The organism is Escherichia sp. MAL-1, from assembly GCF_052948035.1.
In genome coordinates, this window is the sequence record NZ_CM129609.1 from 320187 (window position 1) to 339613 (window position 19427).

Sequence of the window (19427 nt, forward strand, 5' to 3'; positions counted from 1 at the left end):
GTCTCAGGTCAGATTGAAATCTGACCTGGCCACCTTACATTAAATCACGACGCCAGCGACAGCTTCTGCTGCGTATACTCCACCAGCCACTGACTCACACGAGATTGTTGATCCGCATTTAGCCACATGCCTTGTTTTGTGCGACGCCACAGGGCGTCGTCGGCGCGGCGGACCCATTCGTGATCCACCAGGTATTTCAGCTCCGCTTCGTAGAACTCATGACCGAAATCTTCCCCGAGATCGCTTACCGTTCCCGCATTGCCGAGCAGCAGCTCGCTGTTGCTGCCGTAAGTGCGAGCGTAATGACGCGCCAGCGATTCAGTCAGGAACGGATAGCGGCGGCGCAGGCGAGCGGCATAATCGTCGCGGTCGCCTTCAATGGCGCCACCCGGTAGCACACTCTCTTTCGTCCATGCCGGGCCAATACCCTGATAATACGGCGTTAGTTTTTCCAGCGCATGTTCCGCCAGTTTTCGGTAGGTGGTCAGCTTACCGCCGAATACCGACAGCAGCGGTGCTTTGCCATTTTCATCATGAATATCAAGGGTGTAATCACGGGTAATAGCCTGCGGCGAGTCGGACTCATCATCACACAGCGGACGCACACCGGAGTAGGTCCAGACGATATCGTCACGGCTTAACTGCTTTTTAAAGTGCGTGTTATACACATTCAGCAGGTAATTGATTTCACTCTCTTCAATCTTCACCGCTTTCGGATCGCCTTTGTACTCGACATCGGTAGTGCCGATGATGGAAAACTCGTCCATCCACGGGATCACGAACACAATACGTTTATCTTCGTTTTGCAGAATGTAGGCTTGCTTCTGGGTATGCACGCGCGGCACCACAATATGGCTGCCTTTGATCAGGCGAATGCCATAAGGCGAAGGCAGATGCATCCCGTCGTCGAAGAACTGTTTCACCCACGGGCCGGTGGCGTTAACCAAGCCGCGCGCTTGCCAGCTATATTTTTTGCCGGTATCGATATCTTCCGCTTCCACAATCCACATGCCGTTTTCGCGGCGAGCAGAGGTGGCGCGAGTCCGAGTAAGCACTTCGCCGCCTTTACGCACCACCATCTGGGCGTTGGCGAGTACCAGACGGGCGTCGTCTACCCAACAGTCAGAATATTCGAATCCGCGCTTAATTTCCGGTTTTAACACTGAATTTGCGCCAAAACGCAAACCAGTTGATCCCGGCAAGCTGGTGCGTTTACCCAGATGATCGTACATAAACAGACCAATGCGAATCATCCACGCCGGGCGCAGATGCGGACGATGTGGCAGGCGAAAACGCATCGGGAAGGCGATATGCGGGGCCATTTTCAGCAGCACTTCACGTTCAGCCAGCGCCTCGCTGACCAGGCGGAATTCATAGTGCTCAAGGTAGCGCAGGCCACCGTGAATGAGTTTTGAACTGGCGGAAGAGGTCGCGCAAGCGAGATCCTGCGCCTCCAGCATCAGCACGGATAAACCGCGTCCAGCGGCGTCTGCCGCGATACCAGCACCATTGATGCCGCCACCTATCACAATCAGATCTTTGGTTTCCATGCTGCCCTCATTCACTTTCGTTAAAGCTCATAAATGTTCGTTATCGAACATATTAGCAAAGAATCGCGCTTTAGGTAACATTGAAAAAACATTTTAGAGTGATATGTATAACATTATGGCGTTTATCTGCCGCTTCGACGTAAACTGTGCGGTAAATTTGCCCACTTGTTTGTAAAGAAAGAGAGACGCATGGATCAGTTCGAATGTATTAACGTTGCCGACGCGCACCAGAAGTTGCAGGAAAAAGAGGCGGTGCTGGTCGATATTCGCGATCCACAGAGTTTCGCTATGGGGCATGCGGTGCAGGCTTTCCATTTAACCAACGACACGCTGGGCGCGTTTATGCGTGATAACGACTTTGACACTCCGGTGATGGTGATGTGTTATCACGGCAATAGCAGCAAAGGGGCGGCGCAGTATCTGCTGCAACAGGGCTACGATGTGGTCTATAGCATTGACGGCGGCTTTGAAGCCTGGCAGCGACAGTTTCCCGCAGAGGTGGCGTACGGCGCGTAACGCTTTATACTGTCCCCTTTTGTGTGGAATAAGCGACAGCAACGATGTTGATGATTACCTCTTTTGCTAACCCCCGCGTGGCGCAGGCGTTTGTTGATTACATGGCGACGCAGGGTGTTATCCTCACGATTCAACAACATAACCAAAGCGACGTCTGGCTGGCGGATGAGTCCCAGGCCGAGCGCGTGCGGGCGGAGCTGGCGCGTTTTCTCGAAAACCCGGCAGATCCGCGTTATCTGGCGGCCAGCTGGCAGGCGGGTCATACCGGCAGTGGCCTGCATTATCGCCGTTATCCTTTCTTTGCTGCCTTGCGTGAACGCGCAGGTCCGGTAACCTGGGTGATGATGATCGCCTGCGTGGTGGTGTTTATCGCCATGCAAATTCTCGGCGATCAGGAAGTGATGTTATGGCTGGCCTGGCCATTCGATCCAACACTGAAATTTGAGTTCTGGCGTTACTTCACCCACGCGTTAATGCACTTCTCGCTGATGCATATCCTCTTTAACCTGCTCTGGTGGTGGTATCTCGGCGGCGCGGTGGAAAAACGCCTCGGTAGCGGTAAGCTAATTGTTATTACTCTCATTAGCGCCCTGTTAAGCGGCTATGTGCAGCAAAAATTCAGCGGGCCGTGGTTTGGCGGGCTTTCTGGCGTGGTGTATGCGCTGATGGGCTACGTCTGGCTACGTGGCGAACGCGATCCGCAAAGTGGCATTTACCTGCAACGTGGGTTAATTATCTTTGCGCTGATCTGGATTGTCGCCGGATGGTTTGATTTGTTTGGGATGTCGATGGCGAACGGAGCACACATCGCCGGGTTAGCCGTGGGTTTAGCGATGGCTTTTGTTGATTCGCTCAATGCGCGAAAACGAAAATAATTCCAGGGATTTAGAAATGAAACAAACACAACGTCACAACGGTATTATCGAACTGGTTAAACAGCAGGGTTATGTCAGTACCGAGGAGCTGGTGGAGCACTTCTCCGTCAGCCCGCAGACTATTCGCCGCGACCTCAATGAGCTGGCGGAGCAAAACCTGATCCTGCGTCACCATGGCGGTGCGGCGCTGCCTTCCAGTTCGGTTAACACGCCGTGGCACGATCGTAAAGCCACCCAGACCGAAGAAAAAGAGAGGATTGCCCGCAAAGTGGCGGAGCAAATCCCCAATGGCTCGACACTGTTTATCGATATCGGCACCACGCCGGAAGCGGTGGCGCACGCGCTGCTTAATCACAGCAATTTGCGTATTGTCACCAACAATCTCAATGTTGCTAACACGTTGATGGTAAAAGAAGATTTCCGCATTATTCTCGCCGGTGGCGAATTACGCAGCCGCGATGGCGGGATCATTGGCGAAGCGACGCTCGATTTTATCTCCCAGTTCCGCCTTGATTTCGGCATTCTGGGGATAAGCGGCATCGATAGCGACGGCTCGCTGCTGGAGTTCGATTACCACGAAGTTCGCACCAAACGCGCCATTATTGAGAACTCGCGCCACGTTATGCTGGTTGTCGATCACTCGAAATTTGGCCGTAACGCGATGGTCAATATGGGCAGCATCAGCATGGTAGATGCCGTCTACACCGACGCCCCGCCGCCAGTAAGCGTGATGCAGGTGCTGACGGACCACCATATTCAACTGGAGCTGTGCTGATCCTGCACGGCTTCCCACGTCAGACCAAAACGCGCCAGGTATTTGCGTAGCCGATCCGCGTCATTGACGCTGGCTTTGCCCTGGCGCGAAACATCAAAAAGCTGTCGTCCGGCAGCAGAAAGCGACTTTGCCTGGCGGCAGATAGCGATAACGTGTTCCAGTTGCAGCCGATCAAAGAGGTCGATATTTTCCGCTTCAGCGCCCAGCAGCTGCGTAAGCACGGAAGGGCGACTTTCCTGCCAGTTATAGCGCAGACGGTTTATCTCATCTTCCACCACGTCCAGAGTGATGCGTCCGCTAGTGGCAAAGGTTGCCATCCGCGTGACGCTGGCAGAAAGTTCGCGAAAGTTACCGCGCCATGTCGCCTGGGGAGATGTTGCAAAGGCCAGCCAGGCACGCCGCGCTTCGGTGTTAAAACGCACGCTGTCACCAGTGAGTGTGGCGTGGCGCTCCACTTCATAATCCAGGTTAGGTTCAATATCTTCCTGGCGCTGGCGTAGCCCCGGCAGGGTGAAGGTCCAGAGATTGATCCGCGCGTACAGATCTTCGCGGAATTTGCCTTCGGCAACCAGCTGGCGCAAATCGCGCACCGTTCCGGCGATAAGCTGAAAATCACTGCTCACCTGGCGATCGCTGCCAAACGGGTAAAAGGTTTTCTCTTCAATGGCTTTTAGCAGCATTGCTTGTTCGTCTGCGCCCAGTTCGCCAATCTCATCAAGAAACAACATTCCGCCGTTGGCGCTGCGTAATAAACCTTCACGAGATTCCCGCGCCCCGGTAAACGCGCCTTTTACATGACCAAACAGCGTCGACATGGCGGTATCGCCGCGCAGGGTGGCGCAGTTCACTTCCACAAACGCGCCGCTAAACTGATGCCGCGCCTGTTTTAACTCGAAGATGCGTCGCGCCAGAAATGACTTGCCCGCGCCGGTTGGACCGTTAAGCAGAATCGGCGCGCGGGATTTGATCGCCACTTTTTCGATCTGCTCAATCATGCGGTTGAAGTGGGGGTTACGCGTGGCAATGCCGGACTTAAGAAAATCAAGCGTTTGCTGGCGTTCCTCGGCAAAGCGGCTGGCGATGGCGTTATAACGGCTTAAATCGAGATCGATAATCGTCACTTCACCTGCGCCGCGCGGCTGTTCTTTTTTGCGCGGAGGTGAAGATTGTATCAGCCGGGCGGGCAGGTAACGCGCTTCCGCCAGCAGAAACCAGCAAATCTGCGCGACGTGGGTGCCGGTGGTAATGTGAATTAAATAGTCTTCTTTTTCTGGCTGAAACTCGTAACCACGGGCGAAATCATGCAGGCAAGCGTAAACCTCTTCGAAATCCCACGGGTTATGCAGTTCAATCTCAACGCTCACCACTTCTGTTTCTGGCGAAACGCTGGCGATATCGCGTTTAAGCGTTTCAAATAGCGAGCGCGAGCGGGCGTCATGCAATAATTCCAGTCGATCGATGACCAACGATTCTTGCTGGCATAAACAGAGTGTCGGAAGCCATTTCGACCAGCGCTGACTGCCGCGCCCGGCATAATCCAGCACGGTACCGACAAAGCCAAAAGCCACTGTTTTACGCATCTTAGATATCCTTATAAAAGACGATATTTCATTATCGGTGAATTGGTTTTGTGGAAAATCTCCGTTTACGGACGTAAAGATTTAACCTATTTAAAAACAATGAATTAAAAAATTAATCTGCTTATTTAATTTTCTGGCACGACGGTTGCAATTATCACGACAGCAAACAACGAAAAGAGAAAAACAAAATGAATTACGAATTACTGACCACTGAAAATGCCCCGGTAAAAATGTGGACCAAAGGCGTGCCGGTAGAAGCCGATGCGCGTCAGCAACTTATTAATACGGCGAAGATGCCGTTTATTTTCAAACACATTGCGGTAATGCCTGATGTACACCTGGGTAAAGGTTCCACCATTGGTAGCGTGATCCCGACCAAAGGGGCGATTATTCCGGCGGCGGTGGGCGTGGATATTGGCTGTGGAATGAACGCGCTGCGTACCGCGTTAACGGCGGCAGACCTGCCTGAAAACCTGGCAGAGCTGCGTCAGGCGATTGAAACGGCCGTGCCGCACGGGCGTACCACTGGCCGTTGTAAACGTGATAAAGGCGCATGGGAAAACCCGCCTGTTAACGTCGATGCGAAATGGGCTGAGCTTGAAGCCGGTTATCAGTGGTTAACGCAAAAATATCCCCGTTTCCTGAATACCAATAACTATAAACACCTGGGAACGCTGGGAACCGGTAACCACTTTATTGAAATCTGCCTTGATGAGTCGGAGCAGGTGTGGATTATGCTGCACTCCGGTTCACGCGGAATTGGTAACGCCATCGGGACTTACTTTATCGATCTGGCACAAAAAGAGATGCAGGAAACGCTTGAGACGTTGCCGTCGCGTGATCTGGCGTACTTTATGGAAGGTACGGAATACTTTGATGATTACCTGAAAGCCGTGGCCTGGGCGCAGCTTTTTGCCAGCCTTAACCGCGATGCGATGATGGAAAACGTGGTAACGGCATTGCAGAGCATTACGCAGAAAACGGTCAGACAGCCACAAACGCTGGCGATGGAAGAGATCAACTGTCACCACAACTATGTGCAAAAAGAACAGCACTTTGGTGAAGAGATCTACGTGACGCGTAAAGGCGCGGTGTCTGCGCGTGCTGGTCAATATGGAATTATTCCCGGTTCGATGGGAGCGAAAAGCTTTATCGTCCGTGGGTTGGGAAATGAAGAGTCGTTCTGTTCGTGCAGCCACGGTGCCGGGCGGGTAATGAGCCGTACTAAAGCGAAAAAACTGTTCAGCGTGGAAGATCAAATTCGTGCCACCGCGCATGTGGAATGCCGTAAAGATGCCGAAGTGATCGACGAAATCCCGATGGCGTATAAAGATATTGATGCGGTGATGGCGGCACAAAGCGATCTGGTGGAAGTTATCTACACCCTGCGTCAGGTGGTGTGCGTAAAAGGATAAATGATGAAAAGGATGATTGCGCTGGATGGCGCACAGGGCGAAGGCGGCGGACAGATCCTGCGCTCGGCGCTGAGCCTGTCGATGATAACCGGCCAGCCATTTACCATCACTGGCATTCGAGCCGGACGGGCGAAACCGGGGCTGCTGCGCCAGCATCTGACCGCGGTAAAAGCGGCTGCGGAAATTTGTAGGGCAACGGTGGAAGGTGCGGAGCTGGGATCGCAGCGTCTGCTCTTCCGGCCTGGCACCGTGCGGGGCGGCGATTACCGCTTTGCTATCGGTAGCGCCGGAAGTTGTACGCTGGTGCTGCAAACTGTGCTGCCCGCGCTGTGGTTTGCCGATGGACCTTCGCGTGTTGAAGTGAGCGGCGGTACCGATAACCCGTCGGCGCCACCTGCGGATTTTATCCGCCGGGTGCTGGAGCCGCTGCTGGCGAAAATGGGAATTCATCAGCAAACCACGCTGTTACGCCACGGTTTTTACCCTGCCGGAGGCGGTGTGGTGGCAACGGAAGTCTCGCCCGTGGCATCGTTTAACACCTTGCAACTTGGCGAGCGCGGGAACATTGTGCAGATGCGTGGAGAAGTTCTATTAGCTGGTGTGCCGCGCCATGTTGCTGAGCGTGAAATCGCTACACTGGCGGGGAGTTTTTCCCTGCATGAACAGAATATTCATAACCTGCCGCGCGACCAGGGGCCGGGTAATACCGTCTCGCTTGAAGTCGAAAGTGAAAATATCACCGAACGCTTTTTTGTCGTCGGTGAAAAGCGCGTCAGTGCCGAGGTGGTTGCGGCACAGTTGGTGAAAGAGGTGAAACGCTACCTGGCAAGCACGGCGGCGGTGGGGGAATATCTTGCTGACCAACTGGTGCTACCGATGGCGCTGGCGGGCGCGGGGGAATTTACGGTCGCCCATCCCTCATGCCATCTGCTGACCAATATCGCGGTAGTGGAGCGTTTCTTGCCGGTGCGGTTTAGTTTGATAGAAACAGATGGCGTAACGCGGGTGAGCATTGAATGATGCAGAGATGTAAGCCGGATCTGGCGCGTTATCCGGCTAAACTTACACGCCGTACCCCATCATCTTCAGCAATTGCTGGGCGTGTTGTACCGCATCCTGGCGATGGGCCACGCCGAGTTTCTGATACAGATTGCGGATATGCGTTTTGATGGTGGTTGCCGCGACTTCCAGTTCTCCGGCAATTTGCTCATTGCTGTAACCAGAGTAGATCAGCCCCAGTACCTGCCATTCACGTTGCGTCAGCGGGCTGGTGCGGATCAGTTCAGGTACTTCAGGATGATTTAGCAGACGTTCAACGAAATTCTCATCGAAATGGGCGAATTTATGCCGATGATGTTGATTGATTTCTCGCAGAATACGCTGCGCGCGATGCTGTTCCAGTTCCGGCAGCGTATTAAGCTGAATCAGCTGACGCAGTTGTTGCGCCATCGCTTCGCCTTCGATGACAAAATGGCTGATAAATCCGGTGCGATTCGCCAGTTTTAATGCGTCCAGCAACACGCGCTGGGCGTCACTTTTACGTCCGGCCTGCCAGTACAGTTGATTAAGCAGCAACAGGTTACGGTTGAGATCGCTCATCAACCGCAGACTCCGGGCATTTTCATTGAGTTCTTCGAGAACAATTTCCGCAGGTTCAAACTCGCCCAGCAAGATTTGTGCACGGGCAATGTTGCGCCATTGACCTTGCAGGAAGTGGTTGTTCGCAAACTCCGGTTTAGCCGTATGACGCAACCAGTTGGCAGCGGCGGCTTTATCACCGGTCATTTGCCAGTAAATCACCCGGACTTTGTTGGCGTTAGAGATCCAGTCGCTGTGATATTTGCCATTCCCCAGCAGATTTTCCAGACGGTTCAGCTGGCTACGGGCGTTATCTAAATCACCACGGGCCAGCGAGCATTGAATCAACATTGCCAGGCACTGAAGCTGTTGCTGTGGCTGATAAGACGACAAGACTTCAATCCCGCTACGCGCCGACGCTTCGGCTTCATCCAGCCGCGCCCAGGCCCATAACAGTTGTGCTCGGATGCGCACCAGAAACTCATGCATTGGCAGCTGTTCCAGATGCTGCTCGTTGATCAGCTGGAATGCTTTTTCCTGCGTTTCCCACGCGGTTTGCAGGAACCCTTGGGCAAACAGAATTTCACTTTGCTGGATTAAACTCCACAAAGCGTAGTGCCAGACATCGTGCTGGCGTGCCATCTGTTCGGTTTGCTGCATTAGCGCCAGTGAGCGGGTCAATTCGCCTTTGCAGTGCAGCACTTCACCCAGCACCGAGGTTGCCACAATGCGGCTATAGAACCAGCCCGGCGGCAGCTCTTCCAGTGCCAGTTTTGCCAGCCGTTCCGCTTCATCCGGATTACCATCGTTAATCGCCACCTGGGCGCGCAGAGCGTTAAATTCTGCGTGCATGGTGTCTTCTCTGATGTCCTTGATTTCATGTTCAGCACGGGCTAGCAGGGTGTTAACTTCGCCGTAGCGATGTTGGCTTTGCATCAGCCACGCCTGCAATAACACCAACTGCGGATTTTCCAGCAAGCTGTCCCACGGCAGGGCCTTAAGCGACTCTTCCAGCAGCGACAGTTCGCTATGGTTGAACAGACTCCAGGCGTGATTAAGCAGAATATCGCGCAGCATCAGCGCATCGCCTGCCGCCAGCGCATGATGAATCGCTTCGCTGGGAAATCCCTGGGCCATCCAGCTTTCTGCGGCGGCACGGTGGATTTCCGGCAGCTCCGCCGCCAGTTCCCACTGGCAGCGCTGGCGCAGGAAGTTACCAAACAGCGGGTGATAGCAGAACCACTCGCCGGTATCATCCATCCGCTGTAAAAACAGCCCCTGACGCTCAATCTCTTCGAGGCGCATTTGCCCGTTTTCTTCGCCGGTCACACGGGTGATGAGTGCATCGTTCATTGAGCGCAAAATGGCGCTTTTCAACAGAAAATGGCGCGTTGCGAGATCGACGTTATCCAAAACCTCATCGACCAGATAATCCGAAAGATGGCTGGCATTGATTCCCGCCAGGCGGCGTGCCGACTTATGGGCTGAGTGGGTATTCTGCCGGGCGGAGAGGGCGATTAGCTGTAGTGCCGTCGCCCAACCGGAAACGTCATCGCAAATCCGACTGCTTTCTGCGGCTTCAATCGGCGATGACAGACGGCAATCAAAAAACTGCTTCGCTTCCTGATGGGTAAATGCCAGTTGCTGACTGCCAATTTCCAGCAGTTGATCACGAACACGCAGATTGGCAATGCCCAGTTGCGGAAGGTTGCGTGACAACACCACCAGGGTGAGATTTTCTGGTTGATGGCGAATAAAGAAGCGCATTGACTCGTGGATCACTGGATTAGTGATCAGATGATAGTCATCGATGACCAGATAAAGTGGGCTATGCCATTCCGCCAGCTCAATGAAAAGCTGGGCGAAGAGTGACGTCAGGCTGGCATATTGCCGTTTTTGCGCCATCGTCTCACATATCGCACAGTGACCGTTGGTTGCCTGCTGCACGGCGGCAATGAGATAGCTGGCGAAACGCTCTTGCTGGTTATCACCTTCATCCAGCGAGTACCAGCCGATATCGTTTTTGCCTGCCGCCCACTGGGAAATGAGGGTGGTCTTTCCGTAGCCCGCAGGACTCGTGATCAGCGCCAGCCGGAAGTTGTTCGCGCCGGAAAGTTTAGCCAGCAGGCGCTCACGAACCACGGTATGGTCGAGTCGAACCGGACGACTGAGTTTTGACGGAATCAGCATAGTTAATCACTTCACTGTGGAAAATGAGGAAATATTATTTTTTTTGCGCTTCGTAATTAATGGTTATAAGGTCGGCCAGAAACCTTTCTAATGCAAGCGATGACGTTTTTTTATGTGTCTGAATTTGCACTGTGTCACAATTCCAAATCTTTATTAACAACTCACCTAAAACGACGCTGATCCAGCGTGAATACTGGTTTCCCTTATGTTCATCAGATTCATTTAAGCAAGGGTTTCTTCTTCATTCCTGATGAAAGTGCCATCTAAAAAGATGATCTTAATAAATCTATTAAGAATGAGATGGAGCACACTGGATATTTTACTTATGAAACTGTTTCACTCCTTTACTTAATTTATAGAGTTACCTTCCGCTTTTTGAAAATACGCAACGGCCATTTTTTGCACTTAGATACAGATTTTCTGCGCTGTATTGCATTGATTTGCTGCTAATCCTGTGGTTTGCACTAGCTTTAAGTGGTTGAGATCACATTTCCTTGCTCATCCCCGCAACTCCTCCCTGCCTAATCCCCCGCAGGATGAGGAAGGTCAACATCGAGCCTGGCAAACTAGCGATAACGTTGTGTTGAAAATCTAAGAAAAGTGGAACTCCTATGTCACAACCTATTTTTAACGATAAGCAATTTCAGGAAGCGCTTTCACGTCAGTGGCAGCGTTATGGCTTAAATTCTGCGGCTGAAATGACTCCTCGCCAGTGGTGGCTGGCAGTGAGTGAAGCACTGGCCGAAATGCTGCGTGCTCAGCCATTCGCCAAACCGGTGGCGAATCAGCGACATGTTAACTACATCTCAATGGAGTTTTTGATTGGTCGTCTGACGGGCAACAACCTGTTGAATCTCGGCTGGTATCAGGATGTACAGGATTCGTTGAAGGCTTATGACATCAATCTGACTGACCTGCTGGAAGAAGAGATCGACCCGGCGCTGGGTAACGGTGGTCTGGGACGTCTGGCGGCGTGCTTCCTCGACTCAATGGCAACTGTCGGTCAGTCTGCGACGGGTTACGGTCTGAACTATCAATATGGTTTGTTCCGCCAGTCTTTTGTCGATGGCAAACAGGTTGAAGCGCCGGATGACTGGCATCGCAGTAACTACCCGTGGTTCCGCCACAACGAAGCACTGGATGTGCAGGTAGGGATTGGCGGTAAAGTGACGAAAGACGGACGCTGGGAGCCGGAGTTTACCATTACCGGTCAAGCGTGGGATCTCCCCGTTGTCGGCTATCGTAATGGCGTGGCGCAGCCGCTGCGTCTGTGGCAGGCGACGCACGCGCATCCGTTTGATCTGACTAAATTTAACGACGGTGATTTCCTGCGTGCCGAACAGCAGGGCATCAATGCGGAAAAACTGACCAAAGTTCTCTATCCAAACGACAACCATACTGCCGGTAAAAAGCTGCGCTTGATGCAGCAGTACTTCCAGTGTGCCTGTTCGGTAGCGGATATTTTGCGTCGCCATCATCTGGCGGGGCGTAAACTGCACGAACTGGCGGATTACGAAGTTATTCAGCTGAACGATACCCACCCAACTATCGCGATTCCAGAACTGCTGCGCGTGCTGATCGATGAGCACCAGATGAGCTGGGATGACGCCTGGGCCATTACCAGCAAAACTTTCGCTTACACCAACCATACCCTGATGCCAGAAGCGCTGGAACGCTGGGATGTGAAACTGGTGAAAGGCTTACTGCCGCGCCACATGCAGATTATTAACGAAATTAATACTCGCTTTAAAACGCTGGTGGAGAAAACCTGGCCGGGCGATGAAAAAGTGTGGGCCAAACTGGCGGTGGTGCACGACAAACAAGTGCATATGGCGAACCTGTGTGTGGTTGGCGGTTTCGCGGTGAACGGTGTTGCGGCGCTGCACTCGGATCTGGTGGTGAAAGATCTGTTCCCGGAATATCACCAGCTATGGCCGAACAAATTCCATAACGTCACCAACGGTATTACCCCACGTCGCTGGATCAAACAGTGCAACCCGGCACTGGCGGCTCTGTTGGATAAATCACTGAAAAAAGAGTGGGCTAACGATCTCGATCAGCTGATCAATCTGGAAAAATTCGCTGATGATGCGAAATTCCGTCAGCAATATCGCGAGATCAAGCAGGCGAATAAAGTCCGTCTGGCGGAGTTTGTGAAAGTTCGTACCGGTATTGAGATCAATCCACAGGCGATTTTCGATATTCAGATCAAACGTCTGCATGAGTACAAACGCCAGCACCTGAATCTGCTGCATATTCTGGCGTTGTACAAAGAAATTCGTGAAAACCCGCAGGCTGATCGCGTACCGCGCGTCTTCCTCTTCGGCGCGAAAGCAGCACCGGGCTACTACCTGGCGAAGAATATTATCTTTGCGATCAACAAAGTGGCTGACGTGATCAACAACGATCCGCTGGTTGGCGATAAGTTGAAGGTGGTATTCCTGCCGGATTATTGCGTTTCGGCGGCGGAAAAACTGATCCCGGCGGCGGATATCTCCGAACAAATTTCGACTGCAGGTAAAGAAGCTTCCGGTACCGGCAATATGAAACTGGCGCTCAATGGTGCGCTTACTGTCGGTACGCTGGATGGTGCGAACGTTGAAATCGCCGAGAAAGTCGGTGAAGAAAATATCTTTATTTTTGGTCATACCGTGGAACAAGTGAAGGCAATTCTGGCCAAAGGCTACGACCCGGTGAAATGGCGGAAGAAAGATAAGGTGCTGGACGCAGTATTGAAAGAGCTGGAAAGCGGTAAATACAGCGACGGCGATAAGCATGCCTTCGACCAGATGCTGCACAGTATCGGCAAACAAGGCGGCGATCCGTATCTGGTGATGGCGGATTTCGCAGCCTATGTTGAGGCACAAAAGCAGGTGGATGTGCTGTACCGCGACCAGGAGGCCTGGACTCGCGCGGCGATCCTCAATACCGCCCGCTGCGGTATGTTTAGCTCGGATCGCTCTATTCGCGATTATCAGGCTCGTATCTGGCAGGCAAAACGCTAAGGAAGCTCGATGGAAAGCAAACGTCTGGATAATGCCGCGCTGGCGGCGGGGATTAGCCCCAATTACATCAATGCCCACGGTAAACCGCAGTCGATTAGCGCCGAAACCAAACGGCGTTTGCTTGACGCGATGCATCAACGTACCGCCACGAAAGTGGCGGTAACGCCAGTCCCGAATGTCATGGTTTATACCAGCGGCAAAAAAATGCCGATGGTGGTGGAGGGCAGCGGCGAATATAGCTGGCTGCTGACCACCGAAGAAGGAACACAGTACAAAGGCCATGTAACGGGGGGCAAAGCGTTCAATCTACCGACGAAGCTGCCGGAAGGTTATCACACGCTGACACTCACCCAGGACGACCAGCGCGCGCATTGCCGGGTGATTGTCGCCCCGAAGCGCTGTTACGAACCGCAGGCGTTGCTGAATAAACAAAAGCTGTGGGGTGCCTGCGTCCAGCTTTATACGCTGCGATCGGAAAAAAACTGGGGTATTGGGGATTTTGGCGATCTCAAAGCGATGCTGGTGGATGTGGCAAAACGTGGCGGGTCGTTCATCGGCCTGAACCCGATTCATGCGCTCTATCCGGCAAATCCGGAGAGTGCCAGCCCATACAGCCCGTCTTCTCGCCGTTGGCTGAATGTGATTTATATCGACGTTAACGCCGTTGAAGATTTCCATCTTAGCGAAGAGGCTCAGGCCTGGTGGCAGTTGCCGACCACGCAACAGACGCTGCAACAGGCGCGCGATGCCGACTGGGTCGATTACTCCACGGTTACCGCCCTAAAAATGACAGCATTACGAATGGCGTGGAAAGGTTTCGCGCAACGTGATGATGAGCAGATGGCCGCGTTTCGCCAGTTTGTTGCAGATCAAGGCGACAGCCTGTTCTGGCAGGCAGCCTTTGATGCGCTACATGCCCAGCAAGTGAAAGAGGACGAAATGCGCTGGGGCTGGCCTGCATGGCCAGAGATGTATCAGAACGTGGATTCACCAGAAGTGCGTCAGTTCTGCGAAGAACATCGTGATGACGTTGATTTTTATCTCTGGTTGCAGTGGCTGGCTTACAGCCAGTTTGCCGCCTGCTGGGAGATAAGCCAGGGCTATGAAATGCCGATTGGCTTGTATCGTGATCTGGCGGTTGGCGTAGCGGAAGGTGGGGCGGAAACCTGGTGTGACCGTGAACTGTATTGCCTGAAAGCGTCGGTTGGCGCGCCGCCGGATATCCTCGGCCCGTTGGGGCAGAACTGGGGATTACCGCCAATGGACCCGCATATTATTACCGCGCGTGCCTATGAACCGTTTATCGAGCTGTTGCGTGCCAATATGCAAAACTGCGGCGCATTACGAATTGACCATGTGATGTCGATGCTGCGTTTGTGGTGGATACCGTATGGCGAGACGGCAGATCAGGGCGCGTATGTTCACTATCCGGTGGATGATCTGCTTTCGATTCTGGCACTCGAAAGTAAACGTCATCGCTGTATGGTGATTGGTGAAGATCTCGGTACCGTACCGGTAGAGATTGTCGGTAAGCTGCGCAGCAGCGGTGTGTACTCCTACAAAGTGCTCTATTTCGAAAACGACCACGAGAAGACGTTCCGTGCACCGAAAGCGTATCCGGAGCAGTCGATGGCGGTTGCGGCGACACATGACCTGCCTACGCTACGCGGCTACTGGGAGAGCGGGGATCTAACGCTGGGCAAAACCCTGGGGCTGTATCCGGATGAAGTGGTACTGCGCGGTCTGTATCAGGATCGCGAACTGGCGAAGCAAGGGCTGCTGGATGCACTGCATAAATATGGTTGTCTGCCAAAACGTGCCGGGCATAAGGCATCGTTGATGTCGATGACGCCGACGCTTAATCGTGGTTTGCAGCGCTACATTGCCGACAGTAACAGTGCTCTGTTAGGACTACAGCCGGAAGACTGGCTGGATATGGCCGAACCGGTGAATATTCCTGGCACCAGTTACCAGTATAAAAACTGGCGGCGCAAGCTCTCCGCAACGCTTGAGACGATGTTTGCCGATGATGGCGTGAACAAGTTGCTGAAGGATTTGGACAGACGGCGCAGAGCTGCAGCGAAGAAGAAGTAGAGTGCGGTTGATGCCGGATGCGATGCATCCGGCAGTCAGTGTTATCAAATCACCATATTCAGCAGCAGACAGCCTACCAGACCGCACACCGAGATAATGGTTTCCAGCATCGACCAGGATTTGATGGTCTCGCCGATAGTCAGGTTAAAGTACTCTTTGAACAGCCAGAAGCCCGGATCGTTCACATGAGAGAAAATCACACTACCGGAACCAACCGCAATAACCATCAGCTCCGGGCTAACACCCGTCGTTGCAATCAGCGGTGCCGCGATACCACCCGCAGTGATTGCCGCAACGGTTGCGGAACCCAGCGCGATACGCAGTACGGCAGCAATCGACCAGGCCATCAGCAGCGGAGAAATGTTGGTTTCGTGCATCATGGAAGCAATGTATTTGTCCACGCCGCTGTCTACCAGCACCTGCTTGAACGCACCGCCACCACCGATGATCAACAGCATCATCGCAATGATTTTGATGGAAGAAACCAGCGTGTCGTTAATCTGATCCATTGAACGACCACGGTTTAGACCAAAGGTGAACATCGCAATCAGCACGGCAATCAGCGTAGCCATTACCGGGTCACCGAGGAACTCCGCTACCGGCAGGAAAGCGTGACCTTTCGGCAGGATCATTTCGGCAATCGCACGCATCGCCATCAGTACTACCGGCACCAGAGAGGTCCAGACGCTGACGCCAAAGCTCGGCATCTCTTCTTCGCTGAAGGTTTTCGCGCTGTAGAGACCTTCCGGGATTGACTTATCGATACCTTTCAACACGCGAGCGTAAACCGGACCGGCGAGAATCACGGTCGGGATTGCCAGAATAGTACCGTACAGCAGGGTTTTACCCATGTCGGCATTGAAAATGGTGGCAATCGCAGTCGGGCCCGGATGCGGTGGCAGGAAGCCGTGGGTCACAGACAGTGCAGCCGCCATTGGTACACCAACATACAGCAGTGGAATATTCGCAGAAGCCGCGATGGTAAACACCAGCGGCAGCATCAGCACAAAGCCCACTTCATAGAACAGGGCAAAACCAACGGTAAAACCGGTCAGTACCACCGCCCACTGGATGTGTTTTTTACCAAATTTGGCAATCAGCGTGGTGGCGATACGTTGTGCGCCACCGCAGTCTGCCAGCATTTTGCCCAGCATTGCGCCAAAACCCATGATCAGGGCAAGGCTACCGAGCGTCCCGCCGACACCGGCTTTGATGGAGCCAATAACTTTATCCAGCGGCATTCCTTGCATTAATCCAACAGCAAGCGCCACGAGGACGAGAGCGATGAAGCCGTTCATTTTGAAGCGGATCATCAGGAGCAACAACAAGATTACACCGATAGCAACAATGACTAATGGCATGATTTACCTGGCCTTTCATTTGTTATGGGTAACGTCAATTTTCTGACGACAAACTCTAATTATCCCAATCGGGAACAGAGATATTGCGGCACCACGACTGATACCCACTAAAACTAATTATTGTAGTCAGATGTCAGGAGTATGTTTGGTACCCATGTGAATGATACGGGTAACATCTGGCGTTTGAGAATCACCAGAGCGGGGTAAATTTAAATTATGAGAGGTTGGTCATATTATCGCGGGGAAACGAAGGGAGGGATTTGCCAAAGCAATGCTGCGCCAACGTCTGGCACATGTTCAATGTAGGCCCGAAATGACGCTTTAGCGTCGCATCGGGCAATCTACAAAAGAGGGGATAACTTAGTAGTAGGAGTGTTCGCCGCGCTGGTGTTCGGTGAGATCGCGCACACCTTTCAGCTCCGGGAATTCGTTTAGCAGCTGCTTCTCGATCCCTTCTTTCAGCGTCACATCCACCATGGAACAACCGTTACAGCCGCCGCCAAATTGCAGAATGGCGTAACCGTCTTCGGTGATTTCCATCAGCGAAACGCGACCACCGTGACCAGAAAGTTGCGGGTTGATCTGCGACTGCAGCATATACTCCACGCGCTCCATCAGCGGTGCATCGTCTGCCACTTTACGCATTTTGGCGTTCGGGGCTTTCAGCGTTAACTGGGAACCCAACTGGTCGGTAACAAAATCGATCTCTGCATCTTCCAGGTATGGTGCGCTTAACTCATCAACATACGCGGTCAGCAGGTCAAATTTCAGGGCGGTATCGGTGGCTTCCACGGCATCCGGCGGACAATAAGAAACACCACATTCAGCGTTAGGCGTGCCAGGGTTAATCACAAATACGCGGATTTGTGTCCCTTCTTCCTGATTTGCCAGCAGTTTGGCAAAGTGCGCTTGTGCAGCATCGGAAATACGGATCATAGTAATGGCCTAATAGTTGACTATTTTAGTTGGTTATAATACGCCCATCATCGAGGCTCTACAAGGTTCGACAAAGGCACCAGACCTGGACAGTCGCCGCACCATTGCGTAAAAGCAACTGCGCAATCTCTGCGACGGTACTTCCGGTGGTAACGACATCATCCACAATCACCATATGGCGACCTTGCACGGGCAATTCAAGACGAAAGGCATTTTTCAGGTTGCGCTTGCGCAGCCGGGCACTGAGAAAATGCTGGGTCGCAGTGGCCCGTGTACGTGTGACGGCTTCGCTATCCCATTGGCAGTGCAACCAGCGTGATAACGGCTGACACAGCAAATCGCTCTGATTAAATCCCCGACGCCAGTGACGCCGCTGCCATAACGGAACGCTGATGATGCGATCCGGCAATTGCAACCCGGTGGTGCGACGAGCGTGTAAGACTTCCAATAGTAACAGACGTGACAGGGCGCTGGCGATTTCACTGCGCCGGGAAAATTTAAGCTGGTGGATAAGCGGACTTAACGGCGGCGCATAGTCGGCAACCGTGACCAGTCTTTGCCAGGGCGGTGGTTTTTGCAGGCAGCGACCGCAGGGAAGATGTGAGTGTGTGGCGGGTAATCCACATTGTGGGCATAACGTTTTATCTGTACGGGCGGCGCGTGAGCAGACCGAACAAATCCCCCAATGACCTAACGCCAGCGGCATTCGGCATAGCCAGCATAATCCTGGTACTGTTAGCATATGTTCATCCTTGTAAGTCAAAAGAGAACAATAGCGGATGAATAACATCTGGTGGCAGACCAAAGGTCAGGGGAATGTTCATCTTGTGCTGCTGCACGGATGGGGACTGAATGCCGAAGTGTGGCGTTGCATTGACGAGGAACTGAGCTCGCATTTTACGCTGCACCTTGTTGACCTGCCCGGCTTCGGGCGTAGCCGGGGATTTGGTGCGATGTCACTAGCTGATATGGCCGAAGCCGTGCTGCGACAGGCACCTGATAAAGCCATTTGGTTAGGCTGGAGTCTGGGCGGGCTGGTGGCAAGCCAGATTGCGTTAACCCATCCCGAGCGTGTTCAGGCGCTGGTCACCGTGGCGTCGTCACCTTGTTTTAGTGCTCGTGACGAGTGGCCGGGGATAAAACCGGACGTGCTGGCGGGATTTCAGCAGCAACTCAGTGATGATTTTCAGCGTACGGTGGAACGGTTCCTTGCGTTACAAACCATGGGTACTGAAACGGCGCGTCAGGATGCGCGGGCGTTGAAGAAAACCGTTCTGGCGTTACCGATGCCGGAGGTTGACGTGCTTAATGGCGGGCTGGAAATCCTGAAAACGGTCGATCTCCGCCAGCCGCTGCAAAACGTGTCCATGCCGTTTTTGCGATTGTATGGCTATCTCGATGGTCTGGTGCCGCGAAAAGTGGTGCCGATGCTGGATAAACTCTGGCCACACAGCGAGTCATACATCTTCGCCAAAGCGGCTCATGCGCCGTTTATTTCGCATCCGGTCGAGTTTCGTCACGTGCTGGTGGCGTTGAAGCAGAGGGTGTAGGC

14 protein-coding genes are annotated in these 19427 nt (G+C 53.1%); 8 read left to right on the forward strand and 6 right to left on the reverse strand.

What is annotated here, in order from left to right:
* Positions 1 to 44 precede the first annotated feature (44 nt).
* Positions 45 to 1550 (reverse strand): glycerol-3-phosphate dehydrogenase, encoded by a 1506-nt coding sequence (glpD, locus tag ACU8XX_RS01490; RefSeq protein WP_016241674.1) that lies wholly within the window; start codon positions 1548 to 1550, stop codon positions 45 to 47.
* 189 nt (positions 1551 to 1739) lie between these two features.
* Between glpD and glpE the strand changes: the two genes are divergently transcribed.
* Genes glpE through ACU8XX_RS01505 form a run of 3 tightly spaced genes read left to right on the forward strand, consistent with a single transcriptional unit; the run spans position 1740 to position 3716 of the window.
* Positions 1740 to 2066 (forward strand): thiosulfate sulfurtransferase GlpE, encoded by a 327-nt coding sequence (gene glpE / locus ACU8XX_RS01495; RefSeq protein ID WP_000371928.1) that lies wholly within the window; start codon positions 1740 to 1742, stop codon positions 2064 to 2066.
* A 44-nt stretch (positions 2067 to 2110) separates the two neighbouring features.
* The gene (gene glpG / locus ACU8XX_RS01500) at positions 2111 to 2941 is read left to right on the forward strand and encodes a rhomboid family intramembrane serine protease GlpG (protein WP_000928723.1); all 831 of its coding nucleotides are present in this window, start codon (positions 2111 to 2113) and stop codon (positions 2939 to 2941) included.
* Between the two features lie 16 nt (positions 2942 to 2957).
* On the forward strand, positions 2958 to 3716 hold the full coding sequence (locus ACU8XX_RS01505) for a DeoR/GlpR family transcriptional regulator (RefSeq protein WP_000815099.1): 759 nt from the start codon (positions 2958 to 2960) through the stop codon (positions 3714 to 3716).
* On the opposite strand, the gene rtcR is transcribed toward ACU8XX_RS01505, so the two are convergent.
* A complete protein-coding gene (rtcR, locus tag ACU8XX_RS01510) occupies positions 3698 to 5296 on the reverse strand; it encodes a DNA-binding transcriptional regulator RtcR (RefSeq protein ID WP_016241673.1) in 1599 nt (532 codons plus the stop codon). The two genes, ACU8XX_RS01505 and rtcR, sit on opposite strands and share 19 nt — an antisense overlap.
* Before the next feature lie 188 nt (positions 5297 to 5484).
* Between rtcR and rtcB the strand changes: the two genes are divergently transcribed.
* Both rtcB and rtcA read left to right on the forward strand, forming a co-directional pair.
* Positions 5485 to 6711 (forward strand): RNA-splicing ligase RtcB, encoded by a 1227-nt coding sequence (gene rtcB / locus ACU8XX_RS01515; RefSeq protein WP_001105482.1) that lies wholly within the window; start codon positions 5485 to 5487, stop codon positions 6709 to 6711.
* Positions 6712 to 6714: 3 nt separating this feature from the next.
* A complete protein-coding gene (rtcA, locus tag ACU8XX_RS01520) occupies positions 6715 to 7731 on the forward strand; it encodes an RNA 3'-terminal phosphate cyclase (protein ID WP_001300557.1) in 1017 nt (338 codons plus the stop codon).
* 42 nt (positions 7732 to 7773) lie between these two features.
* Here rtcA and malT read toward each other — a convergent pair whose 3' ends face one another.
* On the reverse strand, positions 7774 to 10479 hold the full coding sequence (malT, locus tag ACU8XX_RS01525; RefSeq protein WP_000906961.1) for an HTH-type transcriptional regulator MalT: 2706 nt from the start codon (positions 10477 to 10479) through the stop codon (positions 7774 to 7776).
* 611 nt (positions 10480 to 11090) lie between these two features.
* Here malT and malP point away from each other — a divergent pair.
* Entirely contained in the window at positions 11091 to 13484 is a 2394-nt protein-coding gene (malP, locus tag ACU8XX_RS01530) for a maltodextrin phosphorylase (RefSeq protein ID WP_000081903.1), read from the forward strand.
* A 9-nt stretch (positions 13485 to 13493) separates the two neighbouring features.
* Entirely contained in the window at positions 13494 to 15578 is a 2085-nt protein-coding gene (gene malQ, locus ACU8XX_RS01535; RefSeq protein ID WP_000444340.1) for a 4-alpha-glucanotransferase, read from the forward strand.
* Positions 15579 to 15622: 44 nt separating this feature from the next.
* Here the strand turns inward: malQ and gntT are convergent, their stop codons facing one another.
* The 3 genes from gntT to gntX all read right to left on the reverse strand — a co-directional run bounded on the left by gntT (position 15623) and on the right by gntX (position 18617).
* A complete protein-coding gene (gene gntT, locus ACU8XX_RS01540; protein ID WP_016241671.1) occupies positions 15623 to 16939 on the reverse strand; it encodes a gluconate transporter in 1317 nt (438 codons plus the stop codon).
* Between the two features lie 360 nt (positions 16940 to 17299).
* Positions 17300 to 17875 carry a Fe-S biogenesis protein NfuA gene (gene nfuA, locus ACU8XX_RS01545; RefSeq protein ID WP_240765340.1) on the reverse strand — a complete coding sequence of 192 codons (576 nt, stop codon included), beginning with the start codon at positions 17873 to 17875 and terminating at the stop codon, positions 17300 to 17302.
* 58 nt (positions 17876 to 17933) lie between these two features.
* On the reverse strand, positions 17934 to 18617 hold the full coding sequence (gene gntX / locus ACU8XX_RS01550; protein WP_001309008.1) for a DNA utilization protein GntX: 684 nt from the start codon (positions 18615 to 18617) through the stop codon (positions 17934 to 17936).
* 37 nt (positions 18618 to 18654) lie between these two features.
* On the opposite strand from gntX, the gene bioH reads away from it, so the two are divergent.
* Positions 18655 to 19425 (forward strand): pimeloyl-ACP methyl ester esterase BioH, encoded by a 771-nt coding sequence (gene bioH, locus ACU8XX_RS01555; RefSeq protein WP_001060098.1) that lies wholly within the window; start codon positions 18655 to 18657, stop codon positions 19423 to 19425.
* Positions 19426 to 19427 lie beyond the last annotated feature (2 nt).

Coding starts and splice junctions, on each gene's coding strand:
- glpD (WP_016241674.1), bottom strand. CDS start 1,550: ATGGAAACCAAAGATCTGATTGTGATAGGTGGCGGCATCAATGGTGCT.
- glpE (WP_000371928.1), top strand. CDS start 1,740: ATGGATCAGTTCGAATGTATTAACGTTGCCGACGCGCACCAGAAGTTG.
- glpG (WP_000928723.1), top strand. CDS start 2,111: ATGTTGATGATTACCTCTTTTGCTAACCCCCGCGTGGCGCAGGCGTTT.
- ACU8XX_RS01505 (WP_000815099.1), top strand. CDS start 2,958: ATGAAACAAACACAACGTCACAACGGTATTATCGAACTGGTTAAACAG.
- rtcR (WP_016241673.1), bottom strand. CDS start 5,296: ATGCGTAAAACAGTGGCTTTTGGCTTTGTCGGTACCGTGCTGGATTAT.
- rtcB (WP_001105482.1), top strand. CDS start 5,485: ATGAATTACGAATTACTGACCACTGAAAATGCCCCGGTAAAAATGTGG.
- rtcA (WP_001300557.1), top strand. CDS start 6,715: ATGAAAAGGATGATTGCGCTGGATGGCGCACAGGGCGAAGGCGGCGGA.
- malT (WP_000906961.1), bottom strand. CDS start 10,479: ATGCTGATTCCGTCAAAACTCAGTCGTCCGGTTCGACTCGACCATACC.
- malP (WP_000081903.1), top strand. CDS start 11,091: ATGTCACAACCTATTTTTAACGATAAGCAATTTCAGGAAGCGCTTTCA.
- malQ (WP_000444340.1), top strand. CDS start 13,494: ATGGAAAGCAAACGTCTGGATAATGCCGCGCTGGCGGCGGGGATTAGC.
- gntT (WP_016241671.1), bottom strand. CDS start 16,939: ATGCCATTAGTCATTGTTGCTATCGGTGTAATCTTGTTGTTGCTCCTG.
- nfuA (WP_240765340.1), bottom strand. CDS start 17,875: ATGATCCGTATTTCCGATGCTGCACAAGCGCACTTTGCCAAACTGCTG.
- gntX (WP_001309008.1), bottom strand. CDS start 18,617: ATGCTAACAGTACCAGGATTATGCTGGCTATGCCGAATGCCGCTGGCG.
- bioH (WP_001060098.1), top strand. CDS start 18,655: ATGAATAACATCTGGTGGCAGACCAAAGGTCAGGGGAATGTTCATCTT.